The following is a 24,578-nucleotide window of genomic DNA, read 5'->3' on the forward strand; positions in this document are numbered from 1 at the left end:
CCGTATTTGGATTTAATGAGCTGTCTGCATCATTGCAATCGTAATTATTACTTACAAAACCTCCAGGCATATAACTGTAATACACATAAACAGATGGATTTCCGTAACCATCCCCATCTGCATCCTGATAGAAATAGTTTGGAGCAACATTGGTTATGTTTGCTGTAGAATCATTATAGTCAGCTGCGTTTCGGACATATCCTGCAGGTTGCATACAAGAATGCGTATAGGCACTTGCGTTTCCGTAACCATCTCCGTCTGCGTCCTGATACCAAACTGTATTTGGATTTAAGGAACTGTCTGTATCATTACAATCTGCATTGTTGTTAACAAAACCTCCCGGCATATAACTATAGTAAACGTAGATCGATGGATTTCCGTAACCATCCCCATCAGCATCCTGATAGAAATAGTTTGGAGCAACATTAGTTATGTTTGCTGTAGAATCATTATAATCAGCAGCGTTTCGAACATATCCTGCCGGTTGCGTACAGGATGGTGTTGATACGCTTCCGTTTCCATAACCATCCCCGTCAGCATCCTGATACCAGTGTAAATCCGGATTCACAACTACATCGGAATCATTGCAATCTAAATTATTAGTTACATAACCTCCCGGCTTATAACTATAATAGACATAATCCGAAGGATTTCCGTAACCATCACCGTCATAATCCCTAAAAAAATATTGCGGTGCAATGTTTGTAATATTCGAAGTTCCATCATTATAATCTGCAGCATTTCGGACATATCCATAAGGCTGTCCACAACTTATCGTGGTAACCGCTCCATTTCCATAACCATCTCCATCGGCATCCTGATACCAGACTGTATTTGGATTAACGGATACATCATAATCATTACAATCGTAATTATTGGTAACATAACCTGCCGGTTTTGCACTAAAGTAAACACTACTGCTAGGATTTCCATAACCATCTCCGTCAACGTCCTGATAAAAATACTGCGGTGCTATGTTGGTAATATTGGAATTATTGTCATCAAAATCTTCAAAATCCAAAACATATCCGGATGGTTGTGTACAGCTTTTTTTAGTCACTGCGTACCATCCAAAACCATCCCCATCAGCATCCTGAAACCAGACTGTATTAGGATTAATGCCCGAATTTGAATCGTTACAATCTGATCCATTTGTAACATAGCCGCCTGGCATATAACTATAATAGATATATGCAGATGGGTTTCCATATCCGTCACCATCAGCATCCCGATAGAAATATTGCGGTGCCACATTGGTTATATTGGGTGTAGAATCATCATAATCAGACGCATTTCGGACATATCCTGCCGGCTGCAGACATTGCTTAAGAGTTGCTGATGCGGCTCCATATCCATCTGCATCTGCATCCCGATACCACATAGTATTAGGATTAATTGTCGCATCAGAATCATTACAATCTGAATTGTTTGCTACATAACCAGTAGGCTTTACACTATAAAGTCGCCCATCGGTACCACCAAATGTATCCTGATCCGAATCCCTGTAATACATAACAGGTGGGATATTAGTAATCCTATAATCATTATCATCTATGTCAAGATTATTTGAAACATAACCTGGGGGCTGATTTACACTGGTAATAGGTGGTGCATCAATTTCACTTGCTCCATAACCATCACTATCTGCATCCTGATACCATTTTGACGAACCTCCAGGTCCAACTGCTGGTGCTGCCATAATTGAAGATGGAGCCTGAATTGAGTCGTTTTTAACCTGACTGTAGCAAAAACTTATAATTAAAAATAAGATACCTGAGAATAATTTTCTTTTCATAAATAAGCGAATCTAATTTTTATTAAATCTCAATTCATCTTGTTGTTTTCTTCTAAAAACAGAATTGTTTTTTATATTTATTAAAACTATTCCTAAAATTGAATGCTTCATTTTATTTGCCTGTTATTCTTTTAATTACTTTAACCGATTCGGTTTTAACATCTGTTTTTATGACAATAAGATATACACCTTCCGAATACCTGCTTAAATCTACCGGAACTGTTCTGCTTGAGATTTCAAAACTCTGAAGCGTGCGCCCTAACATATCCACAACACTTGCAGTTCCTTTATTGAAATCATAACCAATTATAACATTGGTATAAGTAGATACTGGGTTAGGTATGGCTTCTATACTGGCTTTGACTTTTTCTAACTTGGTTTTATCTTTTAACTTTACAACCCAAAAATCATTGGAGCCAATATTCGAATTTTTATCTTTTGATGTCCCATTAGATGTTCCTGCCATTAAATAACCGCCGTCTCTTGTTTCTATTAACTTTCTAAGGATATCTTCTCCGCCGCTTCCCACGGTTTTACTCCAGATTTCTTCTCCCTTCTCATTAATTTTCAAAGCGATGTAATCGTTTATACCATCTTTTTCTTTTACAACTAATCCTACTGCTTTTGAAGCCAAACCGCCTCCACCAGCTCTTGTTGCTGAATTTCGGGCATGTCCTCCAATCAAAAAAGTATCATCATTATTTTCCACCAAAGACGTTAAAATGTCAACTTTCCCAAAATCGAATGTTTTACTCCATACCACACTTCCTTCCTCATCCAGTTTAAGAATCCAGTAATCTGTACCATTTCCAACAATCCCTCCTTCAGTTGTCAAAGCGTTAGAACTGTTTGAATTTCCACCAACTATATAACCTCCGTCTTTTGTCTGATGAATAACATAGGGCTGGTCATCACCATCTCCTCCATAAGTTTTCTGCCATTGAATAACTCCTTTGTCATCTATTTTGAGAATCCAATAATCTCCAACCCCTTTTCCAGATTCTGTCTTGTCTCCTGAAATTGGAGAATTAGAATAACCTGCCAGAACATAGCCGTTATCAGAAGTCTGTTCCATACTTCTGAGTATATCAGAATATTGGCCACCATATGTTTTTTGCCATTCAACAGCACCTTCTTTATTTAATTTGACGATCCAGTAATCCATATTTCCTCTGCTCTTTTCCGATTTAGTATAGAGATCAGTAGTCAATGATTTTTCGTCAATTTTCGAAGTTGTAATAGAATGCGGGCTCGAACTTGAAGATCCGCCCAGGATATATCCACCATCTTTGGTCTGAAAAGCACAAAGTAATTCTTCCTGACCATCGCCGCCAATAGTTCTCTGCCATTGTTCATCTCCGGCAGCGTTAAGTTTTATTACCCAAAAATCAGAGAGACCTTTACAATTTTCTTTCTTTTGAGATCCCTTAGATGAGCTTGAAGTTCCGGCAAGAATAAACCCGCCATCGCTGGTATTTTTTATACTTTGAAGAAGATCAAAACCGGAACCCCCAAAACTTTTTTGCCAGTCCATTTCTCCATTTTCTTTCATTTTCCAAATCCAGTAATCTAAATCACCATGATTGTCTTCTGCCTTATTACCTGTTTTATTAGACAAGGAGCTGCCTGCCAGAATAAATCCGTAATCGGCTGTTGGCTGGGCATCAAAAAGATAATCGGAATGTGTACCTCCGTAAGATTTCTCCCAAAGAATATCCTGGGAATGTGTAATGATTGATACTAAAAAAGAAGTTAGTAAGTAAAATTTCCGCATAAGCCGTTTGGAATTTGATAATTATTTTATTGCAATGGCGAAACTAACAGTTTTTTTTATCACTTCTTTACGGCATTCCGTAATAATTTAACTTATGTTTATTTTATCTTTGGCATCGAAAAAATAAAACAGATAATATTCCTGTAAACTCATTGAGTATGTAATTAGATATAACAGCAAATATCCATTTACACATAATAGTTTCAATAAAACATCACAAATATTAGTAAATATTTAAAGATTTGAAAAGACAAACCAAGTAGAAAAAAACAAGAAAAAGTCATTGAAACATATTGAACGATAGTTAAAAAAAATACAAATTTTATAAGAATTACAATTTTGAATTACCTAATAAAACAAAAGAAGCCCCTTTCTTTCAACACAAAAAAAAGAACAATCCTATTTTTAGCACTTTCAACTATGTGGGTGCACTTATTATCTGCACAAGTTGGAGACAAAGACAGTTGGGCAACTATTTCAGATTTTACCCCAAAATCTCCAGAGGCGCAGGCATTTCAAAAATATGGAGATTATAACGTCAATTTAGCGAAAGGTTTAGTGAACATTTCAGTTCCAATTCACACATTAGAAACAAGCGATTATAAACTGCCAATCAGTTTAAGTTACAATCCGACAGGAATAAAAGTAAATCAGGAAGCTACATGGGTAGGACTCGGGTGGAGTCTTCAGGCTGGTGCCCAAATTACACTCGATGTAAGAGATACGCCTGACGAAGCTGTTGACGCCACTATGCCTTCTTTCGAAACAATAGAAAACTATTTAGGTCAGGCAGAGCCATGGGATTATTGCGATGAGTACATGTCCTTTCTTAGGAATAATTCCTGGATCAAAGATGTTTATCATTTTAGTTCTCCTACTGCACAAGGTAAATTTATAATTGGAAATTCTCAGGGAGATGGTATTATAGTATACCCTCCCGACGCTTTTAAAGTAGAAAGCTCCGGAGGTAAGCATGATAGAAAATTTAAAATCACTGATGCACAAGGAAATATTTACTTTTTCAATGATACACGTGAAATTTCATGCTCAGTTGGTGTTCAACATAATACAAGTTACTATACCACTGCATGGTATGTTGATCAGATTAAAACCCCTTCCAATAATACTATTGATTTTGGTTATACCAATGATGGCTGGCACTCTAATACCAACATTAATGATCAGATAAGCATATCGAGAAGTTTCAGCGATTGTCCTCAGGGATCAGATCAAAGTGAAACAATGACCACATCTCCCCGAAACTCTATAAATGCAACAAAAACCTATAAGTTGAGCGCTATTAGCCACAAAGATTTTAGAATTTTGTTTATTCCACAAAGCGGAAGATTGGATTTAGCCTCACCTAATTTGGTAGATAAGATACGTTTTCCAGACATATATGCTGTACCTTCTTATCTAAAATTTATCAAAATTCAAAGTTTTGACAATGGTACATATGTTGATAATAAAAGATATGAATTAAAATATAGTTATTTTGATCCGGGAGGAATACAACTGGACTATATAAGGAAAAGGCTTAAACTTGAAGCCGTAGTTGATATGATCGATGAAAACATCGCTACAAAATTCACTTACTCGGATGCTGTTTTACCAACTAAAAATGCAAAGAGTATGGATGCCTGGGGATATTGCAACGGCGCAGATAACTTAACTTTGATACCTCCGCAGCATATTTGGTTCAATAACGGAAAAATAACCTTAGGATCGGCTAATCGTAACGTAAACACAAATGCTCTGATGGCTGGAATGCTTACGGAGATAAAATATCCGACCAAAGGCAAAACAAAATTTAATTATGAATCCAATAGTTACTTTGGAATTGATGAACTAAGCAGAAACAGAGAAGTAAATATTAATTCGCACATCGTTCAGGGAAGTGGATTACCCGATAGTGACCAAGAAAGTAGTTGTGGACCAACATGTCTTGTTGAAAATGTTATTCCTTATAATTTAAATGGAACTGCCAGTGCCAGATTAATTTTCGATATAGTATATAGTGGAGCTAACTATTTAACCATTAACAAGTATCAATATGCAAGAGTAACTGTTTTTAAAGATGGATCCAGCACTCCATTTTTTGATAGTTCTAAAATAAAAGACAACAGGTCTTTTGATAAATCAGTTGAATTGAGTGGATCTGGACAGATTATACTTGAGGCTTATGGACAGTATATGAGTGTTAATAATTTCCAATGCAAATACATTAATATAGATGACACTCAAAAAAATGTTCTTGGACCAGGACTTAGAATTGAATCTGTAGAAAACTATGATGACAATTCTAAATTAGTTACTAAAAAACAATATTCGTACACTATTCCGGGACAAGGAGATAAGAGTAGCGGCAGGTTGGTTTTCGATGCTGTTCGTAAATATGATCCGGAAACATTTCATTCTTATCAGACAACAAAATGTGAGGGTTTTTACGGAGTATTTTGGATTACTAGTAATACAACTGTATACAATGGTCAATCTCCTTATAATTTGATGAACGAAGTCTATTACACAGATGTAAAAGAAGAAACTATCGATTTTACAAATATGTTGAAGAATGGTTACACTACTTACAATTACGATTTCACGCCTTCATTTAGCAGTCAGGAAGGTTCTGTAAATGTAGAATTTGATTGGCTCCGAGGCAATTTATTAAATAAAAAAATATTCAATTCTAATAATAAAATAATACAGGAAGAAGTTAGTAATTACAATGATGATACCTCTAAAACCGCAACTGTTTCAGGAATCAAAATCTTCACAAGAGAAACTTTTATCACGTGTCCTAACATTAATGCTCCGCCACCAAATTTAGTACCTTACCAAAATATGGGATATAGACATATCATCCCATGGCGATATTTAAAATCTAAAATGGTTACTGAGACATTCTATGACAAATCTAATGCTGTCAGCGGAACACTTGTAACTAATACAGTTTATAATTATAACAACCCTGTTCATATGCAGTTAACCAGTCAGACAACTACATCCTCTAAAGGAGAAACTTTGGAAAACAGATTTTTTTATCCTGGCGATACTGATACAGCAGGAGAACCTCTGATGAACATCTTATTAGAAAATAATAGACTAACTCCTGTAAAAACTCAGAGTTTTGTAGATACAAATAAAACATCTGAAAGTAAAAAAATATTCAAGGACTGGGGGAATGGACTCATACAGCCTGAAATCATTCAAACCTCTAAGGGTTCAGCAACGCTTCAAAACCGTATAAAAGTAGTTGAGATAGATAATACCAATGGGAATTTGTTGCAGCAAAAGATGGAAAATGGAATGGATATAACTTATTTATGGGGGTATATCGGTACATATCCTATAGCTAAGATAGAAAATGCATCTTATGCAGATGTAAAATCTGTTCTGGGAATAAATGATGAAGCCATTAGATTATTAACCGAGGTGCCACAAAATTTAAGAACGCTTTTACCAAACGCTTTTATTACGACTTATACTTATAAGCCTGGTGTGGGAATAATTTCAACAACAGATCCTAAAGGAATAACCAGCAAGTTTGAGTACGATGTTTTGGGTCGTCTAAAACTTACTAAAGATCAAAACAATAAAATAATTTCAGAAAATCAATATAATTACAAACATGAAAATTGATTTAAGAAATTTAAATGTTTTAAAAATATTTATTATAATTTAAAATAGATCATCTAGTGTTATACTATTAAATTTATTTTTTTTCAAATCACCTGCAAAACGGTTCGAGAATTGTCCCGTTAGGACTACAAGGTAAAAGCTTCAGAGAAATCTGGAGCTTTTTTTGTTTATATTATTTTATAATTTATTCACTTAAAAGAATTAAGTATCATCTTTACTCAAAACAAACACCTTGCCTTCTGATAATCAATTACTCTACTGGGAATTGTGTAACATCCTGCTGAAATTAAATACTTTCGAATCTTTTCTCATTTGTACCTTTAATAGTAATTAAAAACTATTCTATAATCAAAAAAAATACGTTATGGCAGAGATTAAAATTGAGAAAAAGAAGCCGATATGGCCATGGATTGCAGTAGTGCTAATCATAGCAGCGCTTGTTTACTACATATTTGTACAAGATCATGAAACTACAACTGAAAACAATGTAGAAGTTGAAAACACTACAAGTGGACAATAAACATTATTAAGAAAAAGCAGGAATTAATTGCTTTGTACATCTATTAAAGCTTTGTACAAGACATTTTTTACATATCTGCTAAAAGTTTGTTGCAGTTATATGTAGCATACATATGAATATATAATATTAAAAAAAGAATTTATGGAAAATAAACATAGAAATTTATACAGACTCGACGAACTCTCTGATTATAAGATTGCTTCCAATTATTCAGACGTAAGAGGATGGAAAATTGTAGACTCTGATAACCGCACCATAGGTACAATTGATAATTTGTGGGTTAATAAAGATATGCAGCGCGTTGTCTACTTAGACGTAAAAATCGATAAAACACTAATAGACGATAGCCGAAATTAAGTACACGATGCTATAGCAAACGACAATGGAAAGGAATTTATCTATCAAGATGGAGACAGTCACATTATTGTACCTATTGGATCTGTAAGCATTAATAAAGACACGAAAACTGTAATGGCCAATACCATAGGATATGATACATTTAGACATACAAGCAGATATAGCAGACAGCATAATTTTGACAGAAATTACGAAAGAAGTGTAATGAAGTCTTATTATCCTGAAAATGACTCCAGTTTCCTATCCGATGATGATACTTTTTACAACCGCAGGGAGTTTGACAGCAAATAGCACTAAGACTATTTTATGAAATATTACAAAGATCAAACGTTAAAAATGTTTGGTCTTTTTTTATGGATAGAGACTGTCTCTAAATTATTTGAATACTTTGGCTAGAACTTTTCAAAAGGAAGACACTAAATTCTAAAAGAATATTCTTTCAAAACATAAAAAGGCAAATATTTTTTAATCATAACAAAAATATTTCTTTGATAAATATCTTTTTTCCAAACAAAAAACAACCAATTACTAATCAAACAAATACACTTTAATTAATTCCATTTATTTACAATTGATGATCTAAAATCTGAAATTATCGAAATAAGAGAATATTTTTTTTGCAAAAGACACTTGTATATTTGAAAATTAGTTATAGTTTTGCACCCGCATTACAAAAGCAGGTCCGTTCGTCTATCGGTTAGGACGCCAGGTTTTCATCCTGGTAAGGGGGGTTCGATTCCCCCACGGACTACTTACCAAAATAAAAGCTTCAGAGAAATCTGGAGCTTTTTTTGTTTCTATTTAAAACAAAAAAAGACCTCTTTTCAGAAGGTCTTTTTCATATTAATATTTTGAGAAAAATTATGCTCTAAACAAAGCATATTTATTGTAGTTATACAAAACCTTATCATACGGAACATAAAGCGAAACAATCTTTTCTGTTGATTCATCAAATTTGATTCCGTTATGTTTTCTGAACAAATAAATCTCTTTTAAACAATTAGAAAGACTTTGGTGAATTTCACTTGTAAAAGTTGGCAGTTTTTTATCTCCAACCAAAAGGTCAATTTGATAATTTGAACTGCTTTTTGATAAGTTATTACCAATAATTCTTATTGTAAAAGTTGTTGACTTTCCGTATTGTTCACCTTGGTATTGTAGTGTCATAATTTCTGTTTATTAAGTGATTAATAATACCGACCATCAATCGGTTTTTGCTTCTTGGAATAGTTATATTAAAGTTATAAAAAATTTGGACAAACATAAAAAATCCTTTCTAAATTAAATGTTATTTTTTTTAATACCCTTTAAATTCTAAAAACAAAAAACCGTAACGAATTACGGTTTCAGCAATTAACTAAATATATTTAATCAACTTTTTTAACGAGTGTAAAATTCATTCATAAGCACGATTAATTTTGGGTAACTATTGTAATTTATTTTCAAGATTTATGGATTTCGACTGAATAAAACAAAAACTAGCGTATTGGTAAAAAACGCTAAAGTTTAATGATAGATTTTAGTTTTTAATTCTTCGACTAAATTATGCATTTCATAGATATAATGCACATAATGTCGACAAACTGTTAATAAGTAAATAATTAATACGATTTATTCTTCCTTTATTAAATAATAGATGTGAATTATTTTTTTGATTACATTTGACTAACTAATTCTAAAAACCTCATATTATGGAAATTAACTTCGTTGCACTTCTTTTAGCAGCAATTGTCACTCTTGTTGTTGGATTTATTTGGTATAATCCGAAAGTATTCGGAACGATCTGGATGAAAGAAAATAATCTTACTCAAGAAGAATTAAGAAAAGGCAGTATGATTAAAATCTTTGGATTAACGTACATTTTTTCTTTAATGATTACGATGACTTTAATGTCGTTGACAATTCATCAGTCTGGCGCGGTGGGTATGGTTGGCGGACCACCGTTAATTGACAGTGCAAAACCATCATTCGCTGCTTTTATGGCAGATTACGGAATGGCGTACAGAACTTTCAAACACGGCGCGCTTCACGGATTTATGTCTGGGTTGTTTTTTGCGTTTCCCCTAATTGGAATTAATGGTTTGTTTGAAAGAAAATCTTGGAAATACATATTTATTCACGCTGGTTATTGGATAGTTACGCTGACTTTAATGGGCGGAATTATCTGCGGTTTCGCATAAATAAAAAAATATATAACCCGTTTGAAACCTAAAGTCAAACGGGTTTTTCTTAATAATAACTTAAAGAAAATGAGTTATTGCAAATATTATCTAATTTTGACGAAATTAGTTCACTCTCTTGAATACAACCTATTCTTTCCAGATTTACAAAAGCGCTTCATTACTGCCTGTAGAATGGAATTTGCTTGCTGCTGATAATATTTTTTTAACGCGAGAATATCTCGAAGTTCTGGAAAACTCTTCTCCAGTTAATATGACTTGTCATTTTATCGGAATTTTTGAAGAAGAAAAACTGATTGGAATTGTTTTAACGCAGTTTTTATTTGCCGAAAAACTAGAATCGTTTGGGGAGCGTGATAAATGCTTAAAAACATCTGTTCGAAATTTTGCTTTAAAGAATTTTGCATCGCATGTTTTATTCATTGGCAATAATATGCTTACTGGTCAGAATGCTTTTGTTTTTGATAAAAATATCAAGCAGTCAAAAGCTATTAAAACACTTCATAAAGCTATCAATCAGCTTAAAAAAGATTTAAAGGAAAGCGGAAAAAAAGTTCATATAACGAGTATAAAAGATTTTACTGCGAAAGAAATAGAACCTTTACAAGCTGAATTCAAAAATAACTATACGTTTTCGACACAGCCGAATATGATTTTTGAAATTCCTAAAAATTGGGAAACAGAACAAGATTATATTGATGCTTTATCTAAAAAATACCGTGACCAATACAAACGCGCCCGAAAAAAATCTGACGGTATCTTGAAACAAAAAATGTTTTTAGATGACATTAAAAAATATGAAGATGTTATTTATGACTTGTATTTTCACGTTGCCAAAAACGCTCCTTTCAATACTTTTTTTCTAGCTCGAAATCATTTTAGCTTTTTTAAAGAAATAATGGGTGAGAACTTTTTGCTATATGGTTATTTTTTAGACGAAAAATTAATTGGTTTCAACACTTTGATTAAAAACGGCGATGTAATGGACACCTACTTTTTAGGCTATGATGAAAGTGTACAGCGCGAAAAAATGCTGTACTTAAATATGCTGTACGACATGATTGCCTATTCTATTAAAAAAGGTTTCAGAGAAATTGTTTTTGCTAGAACGGCACTTGAAATTAAAAGTTCTGTTGGAGCAAAACCTGTAAAAATGTATGGTTTAATTACACATAGCAATGCATTGATTAACCATAACATTTCTAGGTTTTTTAATTATCTGGAACCAAAAACAGAATGGCAGGAAAGAAATCCTTTTAAATAATACACTTTACCGCTAAGGAACAGCCAATTTCATTTGCTTGTGCAAAATATGAATTTCTAAAGATTTCTGTGCCCCGCAATATTCTCCGTCAATCTGAAAATTTACTGGATAATCTGTTTCTATAGTGGCTTTGTCTGTTGAAATAATGACAATATCATCAGAATCAATTGGCATATTTCCCGTAATAATTTTTCCAATTAAAAGTAAATCCAGGCTTTTTAAAATTACCAATTCAAACTTTCCGTCATTCATAGAACCATTAGGATTTATGATTACTCCTGTTCCATATTTCTGCGAGTTGGCAACTACAATCATTCTTGCAACGTGCTGAACTGTTTTGTTGTTTGCCGTAATAGTTGCTACAAATGGTTCTTCTGCCTCTTTAAGAGTTGTAAAAGCTTGTAATGCATATCCCCAAAAACCCCTCACATCACTTTCTTCGTAGTTTTTTACCAAGTTTGCGTTTAAACCAAGATCGCTTAAATGAATACTTTTTTTGCCATTGATGCAAATCATGTCCATTTCGATATAGTTGTTTAAAAAGGCTATTTTAAGGTTCTCTTCGATTCCAGCCGGAAGATCTAGATCTACCGAAAGTCCGTTTGCAGAGCCAGCTGGCAGAATACCGATTATGACGTCGTGATCTTCCATTGCTTCTGCAACCATTTTTATAGTTCCATCGCCTCCTGCTACAACAATTCGTTCAGGATTATGCTGATTATATATAGTTTGTATTGCTTTCAAATCGTTTTTCCCTGTGGTTTCATAAACCTCCAGATTAAAATGATGTGTCGACGCAAATTCTTCAACAGATTCGATTAAATCCGATTTGTCTAAATCTCCAGATATCGGATTTACAATAAATAGTATATTCTTTTTCAAAATTTTATTTTTAAAACCAATTAATTTAAGTAATTTACAGTTACCTAAATATACGTAATTAATGAAACCAATTCTACAATTATATCGAGGTTATGCAAATGAGCAAGAATTAATTGTGATGGGGCATGTTTTAAGAAGGGAACACAATTACGATTTTGAAAAAAAGAAGTTAAAAAATGCCACCTCGATTCTCAAATTATTCCGAATAAAAACCATTAAAAATTTTGATGTTTATCTTCATTATAATGAGGAAATAATTCACACCAAAACTTTAGATGATGGTTATTTTAAATTTTGTATTCCGCTTGAAAAGGAAACGCATTTTGGCTGGATGCCTTATGAAGTAAGCCTGAAATACAATGACATAAAAACGAGCTGCAAAGGCAGTTTTATAAGACCTCATAAAGGCAAACTCGGAATTATATCAGATATCGATGATACTTTTTTGATCTCGCACACCAATAATTTCTTTAGAAAAATCTATATTTTACTTTTTAGAAATGTAAACGACAGAAAGGTTTTTAAAGATGTTGTTTCGCATTATCAGGCGTTGAGCCAGTCAGGAAGAGAGAATCCAGAAGAGGCAAATGCTTTTTTCTATGTTTCGAGCAGTGAATGGAATTTATATCGATTTATTGCAAAATTTACCCGAATTAATAAACTGCCAAAGGCGGTTGTGCTGCTTAAAGATATCAAAAGAGGAATTACGGATTTTTTTATGAGCGGAAGAGGGAATCACGATCATAAATTTGAAAAAATAAAACACGTTGTAGAATTCTACCCTACTCTCAAATATATTTTAATGGGCGATGATTCCCAGCATGATCCTGTATTGTATGAACGAATCTGCAAAATATTTCCCGTTACCGTGATCGCTGTTTACATTAGGCAGACTGGTAAATATCAGAAAAAAGAAGTTCAAAAAATTCTTAAAAACCTTGAAAGCCTAAATGTCTCAGTTTGCTATTTTAAAGACAGCAGTAAAGCGATTGAGCATTCGAGGTCTATTGGGATCATTAAGTAGTTTGTTTTAGGTTTTAGGTTTTAGGTTTTTGACCAACTTGAAACCTGAAACCTGAAACTTTTTCTAGCCCAGATTGCAGTGGAAAGCCCGGAATAAAAAAAGCAAAAGTTTCTTGTTCTAAAAAAGCGACCAACGGAAGCTCTTTTTAGAACATTAGAAACTTTGCTTTTTTTATGAGGACTTGAAACAGAAAGCTGGATCAGCTGCCGAAAAATTATATTATGCAGTAAAATTATCAATTTCTTCTTGAACGACTTCCCAATCTAAAAGTAACTGATCTAAATCTTTTTTCTTTTTGTTGTAAGCTGTAAAAAATGAGGCGTCTTCTATATGTTTATCATAATTAGAAGCCAGCAGTTTATCGTCGTGCTGAATGTCTTTTTCTAATTGCTGAATCTGACTTTCAATTTTACTTAATCTGTTTTGAAGTGCTTTTCCTTTTTTCTGGTCTTCGTATGATGTTTTGTTATTTTCTTTTGGAGCTGTTGTTTTTACAACATCTTTTTTCTCTACTTCGCGCATGTTTTCTAGATTACGCTGTTCTAAGAAAAAGTTGATGTCTCCCAAATATTCTCTGATTTTTTGATCTTTGAATTCGTAAACAATGTTCGACATTCCTTGAAGAAAATCCCTGTCGTGAGAAACCAATAACAGTGTTCCTCCAAATTTTTGAAGTGCGGCTTTTAAAACATTTTTAGATTTGATATCTAAGTGGTTTGTCGGCTCATCCATCAGCAATACGTTGATTGGCTGTAACAGTAATTTACAAAGTGCCAAACGGTTACGTTCTCCTCCAGAAAGTACTTTTACTTTTTTCTCGACATCGTCTCCACGGAATAAAAACGAACCTAACATATCGCGAACTTTCATACGATTTGTATCAGTCGCAGCATCTTCCATAGTTTGCAGCAAAGTGATTTCGCCATCTAAGTATTCGGCCTGATTTTGTGCGAAGTAACCCAATTGAACATTATGCCCTAATTTGATGTTTCCTTCGTACTCAAACTCGTTTACAAGTGCTTTGATGAAAGTAGATTTACCTTGTCCGTTTTGACCAACAAATGCAATTTTACTGCCTCGTTCTACCAATAAACTAATATCTTTTAGAATCGTTTTGTCTCCGTAGCTTTTGGTAACATTTTCTGCTTCGATTACAACTTTTCCCGGCTCTTTTGAAACTGGGAAAGAGATATTCATTACAGAGTTATCATCTTCGTCAACTTCGATTCTTTCTACTTTATCTAATTTTTTAATCAACGACTGCGCCATCGAAGCTTTTGAAGCTTTGGCACGGAATTTCTCGATTAATTTTTCTGTTTCTTCAATTTTTTTCGCCTGATTTTTTTGAGTTGCTAATTGCTTTTCGCGAATTTCATGGCGTAATTCTAAATATTGAGAATAGGGTTTATTAAAGTCGTATGCTTTTCCTAAAGAAATTTCGATTGTTCGGTTGGTAACATTATCCAAAAACATTTTATCGTGCGATACAATAACCACAACGCCAGGATAATTACGAAGGAAACTCTCTAACCAAATAATACTTTCGATATCTAAGTGGTTGGTTGGCTCATCCAGAAGCAATACGTCATTTGACTGCAAAAGTAGTTTTGCCAATTCGATACGCATTCTCCAACCTCCAGAAAATGTTTCGGTTTGATTATTAAATACTTCTCTTTTAAAACCTAAACCTAAAAGGATTTTCTCTGTATCTCCAACATAATTATAACCGCCTAAAAGCTCAAAGCGATGTGTATAATCAGATAAGTCTTCGATAATCTGGCTGTATTCTTCACTCTCATAATCGGTTCTTGTAACCAATTGATGATTGATTTCTTCTAATTTCTTTTCTACAATTTTGATCTCTGTAAAAGCCTCATATGCTTCTTCCAGCACAGTTCTTCCCTGCTCAAAATCAATATCCTGACGTAGAAAACCCATTCTGATATCTTTCTCTTGCGAAATAACTCCTGAGTCTGGTTTAAAATCTCCTGCCAGCATTTTTAGCATTGTAGATTTACCTGCTCCGTTTTTACCCACAAGACCAACTCGGTCTCCTGCACCTAAACGAAAAGTAACTTCTTCAAATAAATATGTTCCTCCAAAAGAAACCGAAAGATTGTGTATGTTAAGCATAATTTGAGCAAAAGATAAAGGCTGAAAAACCTTTATTTTATTAATAAAAAAAACAAAATGTAAATAAACTTAGGTTTTACAATTTTGAAAGTGCAAAAGTATAACTTTTAATTGAAGTTTTTACATTGAAAAACAATAGCTTTACAGTATTCGAAAACAAAAAACGGATTAAAAATTACGTTTAATTTTCAATCCGTTTTAAATTTTAATTTTTTAGGTTAAAAAACCTTTATTTATGCTTCTTTAGGTTCTGGCATTAAGATCGAAGCTAAAACCGAAATTAAAAGAACGCCTCCTATTACCAATAAAGAATAAATTGAATCTATATGATAGAATGGAGAAATGATCATTTTTATTCCGATAAATGATAAGATAATTGCCAAACCATATTGTAATTTGCTGAACAAGTGAATAAAGTTATCCAAAAGGAAGAACAACGCTCTAAGTCCTAAAATTGCAAAAATATTAGAAGTATAAAGAATAAATGGATCGCTTGATATTGCAAAAATTGCAGGAATAGAATCTACCGCGAATAGTAAATCTGTAAACTCAATTACAGCTACAACTACTAAAAGCGGTGTTGCTATTTTTTTTCCGTTTTCTATCGTAAAAAATTTGTCTCCATCATATTTATCGCTGACATTGAAAAACTTTCTAATCAATCTTGCTCCTCTTGTGTTGTTGTAATCTTCCTCATCATCATCGTCTCCAGAAGACCATGATTTAATACCTGCGTAAACAAGGAACAATCCGAAAGCGGTCATGATTAAGTTAATATCATATTTAAATCCTTCTAATCCTGCAAGGCCTAAAAGTTTGTTTAAATAGGTAAGTTCGATTAAGAAAGCTCCAGAGAATATAAAAATAGCTCTTAAAACTAATGCTCCAATAATTCCCCAAAACAGAACTTTATGTTTGTTTTGATTAGCAACATCAAAAAACTTAAACACTAAAATAAATACAAAAAGGTTATCAACAGATAATGCTTTTTCAATCCAATAGGCCGATTGGAATTCGTAGAATTTTGCAGGTCCAGCAAAATAATACACTAAACCGCTAAAAAGCATTGCTAAACTAATCCAAACTAATGACCAAGTAATAGCTTCTTTATTTGTTACGACATGGCTTTTTTTGTTGAAGATTCCTAAATCCAGCAACAGCATGATGACTACTGCAACCGCAAAAACGATAATTAAACCGGGATGTTCCGAAAAAATTGGGTGTTGATTCATTTGAAATATTAATTAAGTTAAATTTTAAAATTATGTATTAGCCATTGTAACCATGATTACTCTTCCTCCTTCTTCATTAGAAAGCAGTATTTTTTTTCCGTGTGTAAGTTCCACCATTGTACCAATTGGAATTTCTTTGTCTTCGGTTAAATCTTTTAGTGAAGTCAATTTTTGATTAACCAGCACCCACTTACCATTGAAAAAAGTAAAATAGCCCACTGGTACCTTTTGCTGCTGGGTTAATTTCTCATTTCTCGCAATATTACGATTAACATGCCACTGAAACAAATACTGGTCATTATAGACCATTAGCCTATGATTCTCGGGCTTCCAAGTAGTTTCTTGAAACTGATAATACAAGTCTAAAATAGGAAGTGTCCCTTGATGTGCCGTACCGCAGAAAGGACATTTTGGAGTATTTGTATTGTCAAAAACATACCATTTCTGCTCACATGCTATGTTGTGGCATTTCTGCATCAAATCGGTTGTTTTGAGGAGTGCTATTTCCCATTCTTCCGCATTTGGGCGCTGCATCGGATTGTGTAATCCATCTACAAACACTTTATCGAATAATGTTTTTAAATAGGGTCCAGCTATGGTGTATGGTAATTTAGTTATATCTGCCCACGGCAGATCCCATTTAGAAACCTGATTCAGTTTTGGTCTATTTGTGTCATCTGTTGGGTGTTCAATAAACATTGCTTTTTCACCCATAGATAATAAATCGTCTTTTTCGGTATCTAAATCATGGACTTTCCCTCCTTTTAAAGGATGTCTGTGCAATAGAAACATATAGATAAGTACTGGAAGCGCATGCAGATCTGTCAACCTATTGGGCAGTTTTCTGTTTGGATCATTTTTATCTAAGTGTTTGGTCGAAAGCACTTCTGGAGCAATAAATTCTGCAGTACCAATTACTTCTGCTTGAAATAACCCTGGTACAACCAACCCGTCCAAATCTATCATGCAGGCAGATCGTTCAATAGGATCTATCAATACATTATTGTACGATAAATCAGAGTGCGCCAATCCCATAGCGTGCATTTTTTTTACTCCTCTGGAAAGATTGACACAAACCTGAAAATAGCTTAACCAATCTCCCAACTCAGAATTTGCAATACGGAGTGGAAAATGCGGATTTCTAAATTTCGGCCCTGCAAACCATTTTCCATTTTTTTCTTTTCCAAGAATTAGTTCGCTAGTTTGATACCCTTTCTTAAAGAAAAATTTAGATTTATAAATGGGCACGATTATTCCAGTCGAATTATTATATTCTATAACATCTGTCGGCCATCTAAAAACTTCATTTAAATAGTAATCTCCTGCCTCTCCGTTCTGGATTTGAGCATAATATTTATTAGTTATTTTTTGAAGTCTTTCTTTTTGGTTAAAGTCTAATTTGTCTCTAAAAATAGCAACAACATATTTTCTATCTGGACTAAAATAAACATCTTTCACACCACCGCGCATGGGTTCGCCATTATCAACAAATTGATAAGTTTTTGCGGGGTCGTTTATCGATTTTACTGTAACTACACTCATATTTAATAAATTATAGCAAGAGTTCTATCATCATGATTTCCGGGACTCCAAAAATCCATCCAATTAGAAAGCTGGGCTGCAACATCTCCGTTTTCATCATCAAAATCAACTTTAGAATTGTCTTGATTATTCCCTTTTAAGTCAGATAAAAACTCGTTCCATTTTTCAATTTTTTCCAAATTGGCCTCAACTACAAATTTTGGATCGTAAATTCCATCAGTCATTAGCATTAAATAAGAGAAATCATCAACTAATTTAAAGCCGAATCGGGAAGAAAGTTTCTCACTTTGAAAAATCTCCGGCATAGTAATAAATCTTGTACCGCCCCCAAATTCGCCAACGTCTATAAAATTCATTAATGTCACTTCAGTCAAATCTTTATTTAATAAACCTATCGGACAATCTCCAACTCCAAAAGTTAAGATGGCATATCCGAAATCATATTTTTTAACTAAAGCGAAAATTAAAGTCGCATGAAATTTTTTCAGTTCTTCATCAATATTACCAGCAAATTCTTCGATTTTCTGATTGACGAAATGAGTTGCTTTTAATAAAGTGTTATAGACAAAATGACTTATTTTTTTTGATGTTTCTAAATCTGTTTTTTTATAGTGCTCTAGCAAAATTTCGTCAAAATCCTTTAGATTTTCCTTATCAAGATTTTGTTCAAAATAGTCAACTACAGTATCGCAAGCCAATTTTGAACCTTTTCTGGATAACGCTGCAGAACCTGCTCCATCAGAAACTGCTAAGACACTCCAGCCATTTGAATCTAAATTTTTGAATGCAAAATCGTCTTCTCTAAAAGAGCCGACATTTGCATGACTTCTTCCTCTTTTTGAGGCCACAACAATTTTTTTATCTAAAAAAGTGCTCGAAATTGCAACATGATCATCTTTGGCAAAAGGAGCATTTTTATCGCTTTCTATATTTTTCCAAAGGGATTTTGGATCTGGATTTACAATAACCGTCAATATCTTTTCATGTGATGGCGTTTCCTCAGATTCGCCTTCAATTTTAAAAAGGAGTTTTATTTTTAAATCACCACTTATTTTTGGGCTTCCAAAAAGCAATTTACTCTCATGGTCAAAAGTAAGTCCCGTTTCTTCTAAATTTTGAATTTCGAAAGAAGTAAAATCAATCCAGCCCAGCTGCGCAAAATCAATTTTAGCCTCGTATATTTTATTTACAGTACCGTTTGGCAGAAAAACAGATTGATGTGTAATATCATCAATTCGATTTTTTAAATTCCAATTTTGCATAATCATCCGCTGTTTTTCTTTAATTATTTTTACTGCTGTGATATTGTTTTCATTATTAATGAAATCTTCAAAAAGAGTTTGTTTACTTTCGGGAATATCGATTTTATTTTGGAATAATAAAGACTGCAGGTATCTTTTGGTCTCCTCCATACGTATTATCCTTGTGTTCTGTTTACATCAAAACCGCCTTCTCCATATCCATAAGATCCTTGATTATTACACCATGGACATGTACTGATTTGCTCGTCGCCAATACAATGAATTTTTTGACATACACAAACTGCAAAAGCAATTTGATTGCCGCAGCAAGGACAGGTTGGCGCTCCAAATAGTTCTTCGGTATTTACTTTATTGTTGAAATTAGAGTTATCTGCCAATTCAAAATAATTATTATCAACCTGATAAGCCCCTACTAGTTTGTAATTTTTTGAAGCCAGCTCAATTCCTGCATATATTGAAGGCGCAATGTTCTTGCGGTATTTCATCAAATAAGGTCTCTTTGTATTTTGGCATTTCCCACTAAGAACAACGTAATTATCATCAACATACTGTTTGTTTGGTTCTTCTTTCGTTAAATCAATTTTAGAAAGTGTTTCTCCATCTAATTTTGCCAATTCAAATCCAGATGAGTTATTTTCAACACTAATACTGCTTGTTTTAATAGAATCTGTAACCCATTTAAAAAACTCTTTATACGATTGAACGTTTGTATTTTTAAAGTGAAGTACATTTTCTGTAAGCTGTCCCAATAGTTTTGTATCTGTTTCGTTTCCAAATGAAACCGCAATTAAATTTGCAGTTCGCTGCCAATTATTTTTCCATTCGTTTATTGCTGCCTGCGTATCATCTGTCGGAACTCCATCTGTAAATAAGAATACTATTGGTTTCCAATCTCCTTTTACTTCATAAGTGGTTTTAACGATATTACTTCTTAATTCATACATTAAATGTCCAAGCCCCTTACTTAGTGATGTACCGCTTCCTATTGGGAATTTAGGAGGATAAAAACTCACTATTTCTTGTAAAGGCACCAATGTTTTAGGCTGTCCGGCAAAGACGATAATGGAGACATAAACGGTTTCCAGCGCATGCGGATCTGTTTTTAATGCCTGAATTATAGTGGCCAATCCTTCTTCAACCTGTTGAATTGGTTCTCCAACCATTGATTCAGAAATATCGATTAAAAAATATATTGGTAATCTTCTCATTTTAAAGGAATTTTAATAGCATTAAAAAAATAATTAATAGTACGATCTGTGTCATATCAACTGCAAGACCTACACCTACTTGAAAAGGTTTTATTGTGGTTTTTAAGAAATTGAATATGGGAGAAAATATACTATTGAAAAAATCAAAAACCGTTTTGTATTGAGGATTCAATTTATCTTTATAAGGCAATAATTTTGAATATAAAAACAGACCGACAATTAAAACGTTGATAAATATTTTAAATAAAATCATCTTGAAAGTGTGGCTAATAATTCCGTTGAAATAGCTTTAAAAGCTGCAACTTCTTCTTTATTTATTTTGTCCATTCCATAGACAGAAAAACTATTATTTGGCTCCATATAATTGATAGAGAAAGCCGCTCCATAACATTTATTCCATTCTGAAAATGGTATTGCATGCATTACTTTTACATAAATACAATTTCTTCGCACAATGATATCTTTTATTACCAAATCGCTTTGGTGGATATTATAAGTTAACGATTGCACAGCGCTTTTAATTGAATGATTAGCAGCAATAGTTGAATTATAGCAAACAACTAAATTATCAATATTCATATTGTCTAATTTTTCCTCTTCGCTAAATTCATAATTATCTAAATAATGATTGCTTGTATCCACATGACGATGCGAACTGCCACTATCTGAAGCTTCACTTATTGAAGAAATTATTTTGTACAATAAGGATACAACAGATATTATTGTTAAAATTACTTCCATAATTAAACCACAACTGTTATTTCGCTTGGCGGTGGCGGCAGCGTTACACTTTCTCCCGTTCCCTGACTTTTATTTCCTTGTTCGATGGTTTCAGAAACCCATTTAAAAAATTGCTTCAAAGTAGAACTATCAGCAGAATCTAAATGCACAACATTGTCTGTAAGCTCTTTTAAAATACTGTCGTTTGCCATATGTCCGGCCGCACAACCTACAACTGCACCAAAATTTAAGGCTTTTATTTCTTGAATTTTTTCTCTGTAGAATTGAATATCTGATGGTTTTCCATCAGTAAAAACGAATAATAATGGTTTCCAATCACCTTTTAGAGTTGCAGATCCTTTTATAACTTCTGTTTTTACTTTCTGAATTACAAAATCTAAACCTGCGCCCGTATTGGTCGGACCACTTTGCGGACAAGTTATTTCAGGAAGCTGAAAATGAACCAATTCTGTCAAAGGAACAATTTCTTTTACTTCTCGATCGTAAGTTATAATACTAATCCAAAGCGAATCAAGAGCCTGGGCATCTGAACGCAATGTGTTAATCATACCGCTTAAAGCATTATTCAAGGCTTGAATCGGTTCTCCATACATTGAACCTGAAGTATCTAGCAAAAAATATACTGGTAGTCTTCTCATAATGATTTATAAAAACTAGTAAACAATAAATTACCGAACTATTTTATTAAGACGGTATTATAAACTCCGCCTTCCCTAAACTTAAACTACAATGTTTAGTTCAGATGGCGGCGGAGGTAATTCTTTTACATTTGTAAATTCTCTGCCTAAATCTTCAATTTTTGTAGATGTTACACCAATTGAAGCTGTTACCCATTGAAAAAACTTTCCAATACTAGCGCTATCTGCGTTTTCTAAACTTACTACAGTATCTGTTATTTGTTTCAATACACTGGTATCTGCTCCGCCCCCTGCAGCGCATGCAACAGTAAAAGCTGTTTTTACTTTTTTAAATTCGGCTAGACCACTTTCCCAGTTATCGGTCGGAATTCCATCGGTCATAATAAAAACTAATGGTTTCCAGTCACCTTTTTGCTCTGTTGTTGTTTTTGCAACTTCAGTTTCTATTTTCTGTGCAGTTAATTTTAAAGCTTCGCCTAAAGCAGTTACTCCAGTTGCTTTTAAATCAACCATTTGAAAAGAGGCTAAATCCGTCAACGGAATAATTTGCTGTGCAGTACTGTCAAAAGTAATCACACTCAAAAAAGCAGTTTCAATAGCTTGTGGATTTTGACGAAGTGAACTAATCATTATCTGCACGCCGTTTTTAACAGCTTCGATGGGCTCACCAGTCATTGAACCAGATGTATCTAATAGTAAGTAAACAGGCAGTCTTCTCATGGTATAATTTATTTAAACAGGGATATTATAAGTTGGTGTTTCAGAGGCATTACTGCCCTGATTAGAGCTTTCAACTCCACCAATATTATAAGTACTTGTATTAGCTTCAGGATCATTTTGTATCAATTCACTCATTACTAATTGAGTAAGGTCTTTACCTCCTACTATATGATGATAAAGTGAGCCAATTGTATAAATTGGTCCCCATGGAAATCCCCACCATCCGATAAAGAAATTTAATAAAACATATCCATAAGAATACTTGAAAGTATTTTCGTCAGGTCTGATAAAATAGATATCAGAGCTTCTTTTTAAAGTCATTATAACAAATGAAATGGTGTACGGAAAGATCACAAACTTCCCGCCTTGATCGACTAGGTCTCTTACCTGAGAAACTCTTAGTCCTTCGATATTTTTGATTTGCATTATAGGTAAGACTGAACGATTTTGTGAATAGTTTGTCCTAAAAACGTATCATCTGTTGGATCACCAATTGCGCTGAATTTCCATTCTCCGTTACGTTTGTACAATTTACCCATAATAATAGAACGCTTATTTACGTATTGACGGTCTGCGGCTACATTATACGAAGCAAATTCAGAAACTACTCTTGTTGGAGTACCTTCATACATTCTGATTTTTGCATATGGAATTTGAGAGAAATCTTCTTTTCCTGCATTATTCAAAAAGAAAAATATTTGATTCACTTTGGCATCAACTTTAGAAAGGTCAACTGTGATAATTTCATTATCTAATCCGTCATCCCCTCCAGTATCTCCTGCAAGGTCATCGCCAGTATGCTTTAAAGCTCCGTCAACACTAACTAATTTACCTTTTGGTAAACCAAATTGTTGTAAAACTTCCACTCTATACAAAGGAGAATATAGGTGATCACAAAGTTTATTTTGATCATCGATCAATACGCAGCTTAAATCTAAATCGATATCTACTACATTTTTTGATAATCCTAAAAAGCCTTTCGTTTCGATTGCTCCCCAATTTACTCCAACACAGAAGTTTGTTAAAGTTTCTCCACTCGTTTTTCTTAAATCAATTTTTTGACCTTTGGTTAAGTTAATTGCCATTTTGAGTTAATGTTTTTTAAATTAATTATATTTATTTAAGTAATCTTGTAAACCGCCTTTCATTCCGATACCAACAGCTTCAAATTTCCATTCGTCATTTCTTTTGTAAATTCTTCCAAATTCAACCGCCGTTTCTATAGAAAAATCTTCATCAAGTTCATACTTAACCAACTCAACGTTAGACTGATCCAAAATTCTGATAAATGAATTTCTGATTTGACCGAAGTTTTGTCTTTTTGTATCTGCATGATGAATTGTAACTACAAAACAGATTTCATAAACGTCTGGAGAAATTTTAGACAAGTCGATGTAAATTTTTTCATCATCGCCGTCGCCATCTCCTGTTAAATTGTCACCTGCGTGAGTAACTGCCTGATCTGGAGATTTTAAATTATTGTAATAAATAAAATGATTGTCATTTGGAATTTTTCCATTTGCACCAACTAAAAAAACTGAAGCATCCAAATCAAAACTTGATCCTGTGCTGCTTGAATTACTATCCCATCCTAATCCTACAGTAAATTTTGGAGCATCGATACTTTGTCTTTGTCCTTTCTCTAAGTTAATTGCCATTTTATT

General features: G+C 33.5%; 21 protein-coding genes and 1 tRNA gene. 8 read left to right on the forward strand and 14 right to left on the reverse strand.

The annotated features are described in order from the left end of the window. Positions 1-1,907: 1,907 nt before the first annotated feature. Positions 1,908-3,569, reverse strand: coding sequence for a T9SS type A sorting domain-containing protein (locus ASE40_RS11575; protein ID WP_057117127.1), 1,662 nt, complete (start codon positions 3,567-3,569; stop codon positions 1,908-1,910). Between the two features lie 420 nt (positions 3,570-3,989). Here ASE40_RS11575 and ASE40_RS11580 point away from each other — a divergent pair, with 420 nt between their 5' ends. From ASE40_RS11580 to ASE40_RS11590, 5 genes are all read left to right on the forward strand, one after another. Beyond that, positions 3,990-7,211, forward strand: a complete 3,222-nt coding sequence (locus ASE40_RS11580; RefSeq protein ID WP_057117128.1) for a hypothetical protein — start codon at positions 3,990-3,992, stop codon at positions 7,209-7,211. 364 nt (positions 7,212-7,575) lie between these two features. After that, positions 7,576-7,731, forward strand: a complete 156-nt coding sequence (locus tag ASE40_RS22125) for a hypothetical protein (RefSeq protein ID WP_166669266.1) — start codon at positions 7,576-7,578, stop codon at positions 7,729-7,731. Positions 7,732-7,872: 141 nt separating this feature from the next. After that, positions 7,873-8,088 carry a PRC-barrel domain-containing protein gene (locus tag ASE40_RS22360; protein ID WP_241774359.1) on the forward strand — a complete coding sequence of 72 codons (216 nt, stop codon included), beginning with the start codon at positions 7,873-7,875 and terminating at the stop codon, positions 8,086-8,088. Between the two features lie 114 nt (positions 8,089-8,202). Further along, positions 8,203-8,379 carry a hypothetical protein gene (locus ASE40_RS22365; protein ID WP_241774360.1) on the forward strand — a complete coding sequence of 59 codons (177 nt, stop codon included), beginning with the start codon at positions 8,203-8,205 and terminating at the stop codon, positions 8,377-8,379. 388 nt (positions 8,380-8,767) lie between these two features. After that, positions 8,768-8,839: transfer RNA gene (locus ASE40_RS11590), tRNA-Glu, on the forward strand. A gap of 110 nt (positions 8,840-8,949) precedes the next feature. On the opposite strand, the gene ASE40_RS11595 is transcribed toward ASE40_RS11590, so the two are convergent. Then, entirely contained in the window at positions 8,950-9,255 is a 306-nt protein-coding gene (locus ASE40_RS11595; RefSeq protein WP_057117129.1) for a hypothetical protein, read from the reverse strand. A gap of 524 nt (positions 9,256-9,779) precedes the next feature. Between ASE40_RS11595 and ASE40_RS11600 the strand changes: the two genes are divergently transcribed. Both ASE40_RS11600 and ASE40_RS11605 read left to right on the forward strand, forming a co-directional pair. Next, a complete protein-coding gene (locus tag ASE40_RS11600; protein ID WP_057117130.1) occupies positions 9,780-10,268 on the forward strand; it encodes a DUF1761 domain-containing protein in 489 nt (162 codons plus the stop codon). A gap of 118 nt (positions 10,269-10,386) precedes the next feature. After that, positions 10,387-11,532 carry a GNAT family N-acetyltransferase gene (locus tag ASE40_RS11605; RefSeq protein ID WP_057117131.1) on the forward strand — a complete coding sequence of 382 codons (1,146 nt, stop codon included), beginning with the start codon at positions 10,387-10,389 and terminating at the stop codon, positions 11,530-11,532. 12 nt (positions 11,533-11,544) lie between these two features. Here ASE40_RS11605 and ASE40_RS11610 read toward each other — a convergent pair whose 3' ends face one another. Next, positions 11,545-12,414, reverse strand: a complete 870-nt coding sequence (locus tag ASE40_RS11610; protein ID WP_057117132.1) for a diacylglycerol/lipid kinase family protein — start codon at positions 12,412-12,414, stop codon at positions 11,545-11,547. A gap of 61 nt (positions 12,415-12,475) precedes the next feature. Between ASE40_RS11610 and ASE40_RS11615 the strand changes: the two genes are divergently transcribed. Beyond that, entirely contained in the window at positions 12,476-13,438 is a 963-nt protein-coding gene (locus ASE40_RS11615; protein WP_057117133.1) for an App1 family protein, read from the forward strand. 219 nt (positions 13,439-13,657) lie between these two features. On the opposite strand, the gene ASE40_RS11620 is transcribed toward ASE40_RS11615, so the two are convergent. The 11 genes from ASE40_RS11620 to ASE40_RS11675 form a co-directional block, all read right to left on the reverse strand. Further along, entirely contained in the window at positions 13,658-15,571 is a 1,914-nt protein-coding gene (locus ASE40_RS11620; protein ID WP_057117134.1) for an ABC-F family ATP-binding cassette domain-containing protein, read from the reverse strand. Between the two features lie 233 nt (positions 15,572-15,804). Next, positions 15,805-16,803: a TerC/Alx family metal homeostasis membrane protein gene (locus tag ASE40_RS11625; RefSeq protein WP_057117135.1), complete on the reverse strand. Its 999-nt coding sequence runs from the start codon at positions 16,801-16,803 to the stop codon at positions 15,805-15,807. 30 nt (positions 16,804-16,833) lie between these two features. Then, the gene (locus tag ASE40_RS11630; RefSeq protein WP_057117136.1) at positions 16,834-18,345 is read right to left on the reverse strand and encodes a helix-hairpin-helix domain-containing protein; all 1,512 of its coding nucleotides are present in this window, start codon (positions 18,343-18,345) and stop codon (positions 16,834-16,836) included. A 2-nt stretch (positions 18,346-18,347) separates the two neighbouring features. Next, positions 18,348-19,757, reverse strand: coding sequence for a PP2C family serine/threonine-protein phosphatase (locus tag ASE40_RS11635; protein ID WP_057117137.1), 1,410 nt, complete (start codon positions 19,755-19,757; stop codon positions 18,348-18,350). Between the two features lie 5 nt (positions 19,758-19,762). Then, entirely contained in the window at positions 19,763-20,815 is a 1,053-nt protein-coding gene (locus ASE40_RS11640) for a TerY-C metal binding domain-containing protein (RefSeq protein WP_057117138.1), read from the reverse strand. Positions 20,816-21,064: 249 nt separating this feature from the next. Beyond that, complete coding sequence (locus ASE40_RS11650) at positions 21,065-21,556, reverse strand: hypothetical protein (protein WP_057117140.1); 492 nt, start codon at positions 21,554-21,556, stop codon at positions 21,065-21,067. Between the two features lie 2 nt (positions 21,557-21,558). Further along, on the reverse strand, positions 21,559-22,194 hold the full coding sequence (locus tag ASE40_RS11655; protein ID WP_057117141.1) for a vWA domain-containing protein: 636 nt from the start codon (positions 22,192-22,194) through the stop codon (positions 21,559-21,561). A gap of 81 nt (positions 22,195-22,275) precedes the next feature. Continuing rightward, a complete protein-coding gene (locus ASE40_RS11660) occupies positions 22,276-22,914 on the reverse strand; it encodes a vWA domain-containing protein (protein ID WP_057117142.1) in 639 nt (212 codons plus the stop codon). 12 nt (positions 22,915-22,926) lie between these two features. Beyond that, entirely contained in the window at positions 22,927-23,340 is a 414-nt protein-coding gene (locus ASE40_RS11665; protein WP_057117143.1) for a hypothetical protein, read from the reverse strand. Beyond that, a complete protein-coding gene (locus ASE40_RS11670) occupies positions 23,340-23,999 on the reverse strand; it encodes a TerD family protein (protein ID WP_057117144.1) in 660 nt (219 codons plus the stop codon). The genes ASE40_RS11665 and ASE40_RS11670 overlap by 1 nt, the downstream gene beginning before the upstream one ends. Positions 24,000-24,020: 21 nt before the next feature. Next, positions 24,021-24,572 carry a TerD family protein gene (locus tag ASE40_RS11675; RefSeq protein ID WP_057117145.1) on the reverse strand — a complete coding sequence of 184 codons (552 nt, stop codon included), beginning with the start codon at positions 24,570-24,572 and terminating at the stop codon, positions 24,021-24,023. Between the last annotated feature and the right edge of the window lie 6 nt (positions 24,573-24,578).

This window comes from Flavobacterium sp. Root935 (assembly GCF_001429295.1).
Classification (GTDB): domain Bacteria; phylum Bacteroidota; class Bacteroidia; order Flavobacteriales; family Flavobacteriaceae; genus Flavobacterium.

What these genes read in the sequence shown, in the direction of transcription:
- ASE40_RS11620 (WP_057117134.1), bottom strand. Translation starts at nt 15,571, where the DNA reads ATGCTTAACATACACAATCTTTCGGTTTCTTTTGGAGGAACATATTTA.
- ASE40_RS22365 (WP_241774360.1), top strand. Translation starts at nt 8,203, where the DNA reads ATGGCCAATACCATAGGATATGATACATTTAGACATACAAGCAGATAT.
- ASE40_RS11640 (WP_057117138.1), bottom strand. Translation starts at nt 20,815, where the DNA reads ATGAGAAGATTACCAATATATTTTTTAATCGATATTTCTGAATCAATG.
- ASE40_RS11660 (WP_057117142.1), bottom strand. Translation starts at nt 22,914, where the DNA reads ATGAGAAGACTGCCTGTTTACTTACTATTAGATACATCTGGTTCAATG.
- ASE40_RS22360 (WP_241774359.1), top strand. Translation starts at nt 7,873, where the DNA reads ATGGAAAATAAACATAGAAATTTATACAGACTCGACGAACTCTCTGAT.
- ASE40_RS11630 (WP_057117136.1), bottom strand. Translation starts at nt 18,345, where the DNA reads ATGAGTGTAGTTACAGTAAAATCGATAAACGACCCCGCAAAAACTTAT.
- ASE40_RS11675 (WP_057117145.1), bottom strand. Translation starts at nt 24,572, where the DNA reads ATGGCAATTAACTTAGAGAAAGGACAAAGACAAAGTATCGATGCTCCA.
- ASE40_RS22125 (WP_166669266.1), top strand. Translation starts at nt 7,576, where the DNA reads ATGGCAGAGATTAAAATTGAGAAAAAGAAGCCGATATGGCCATGGATT.
- ASE40_RS11655 (WP_057117141.1), bottom strand. Translation starts at nt 22,194, where the DNA reads ATGAGAAGACTACCAGTATATTTTTTGCTAGATACTTCAGGTTCAATG.
- ASE40_RS11580 (WP_057117128.1), top strand. Translation starts at nt 3,990, where the DNA reads ATGTGGGTGCACTTATTATCTGCACAAGTTGGAGACAAAGACAGTTGG.
- ASE40_RS11615 (WP_057117133.1), top strand. Translation starts at nt 12,476, where the DNA reads ATGAAACCAATTCTACAATTATATCGAGGTTATGCAAATGAGCAAGAA.
- ASE40_RS11575 (WP_057117127.1), bottom strand. Translation starts at nt 3,569, where the DNA reads ATGCGGAAATTTTACTTACTAACTTCTTTTTTAGTATCAATCATTACA.
- ASE40_RS11600 (WP_057117130.1), top strand. Translation starts at nt 9,780, where the DNA reads ATGGAAATTAACTTCGTTGCACTTCTTTTAGCAGCAATTGTCACTCTT.
- ASE40_RS11635 (WP_057117137.1), bottom strand. Translation starts at nt 19,757, where the DNA reads ATGGAGGAGACCAAAAGATACCTGCAGTCTTTATTATTCCAAAATAAA.
- ASE40_RS11650 (WP_057117140.1), bottom strand. Translation starts at nt 21,556, where the DNA reads ATGGAAGTAATTTTAACAATAATATCTGTTGTATCCTTATTGTACAAA.
- ASE40_RS11595 (WP_057117129.1), bottom strand. Translation starts at nt 9,255, where the DNA reads ATGACACTACAATACCAAGGTGAACAATACGGAAAGTCAACAACTTTT.
- ASE40_RS11670 (WP_057117144.1), bottom strand. Translation starts at nt 23,999, where the DNA reads ATGGCAATTAACTTAACCAAAGGTCAAAAAATTGATTTAAGAAAAACG.
- ASE40_RS11625 (WP_057117135.1), bottom strand. Translation starts at nt 16,803, where the DNA reads ATGAATCAACACCCAATTTTTTCGGAACATCCCGGTTTAATTATCGTT.
- ASE40_RS11665 (WP_057117143.1), bottom strand. Translation starts at nt 23,340, where the DNA reads ATGCAAATCAAAAATATCGAAGGACTAAGAGTTTCTCAGGTAAGAGAC.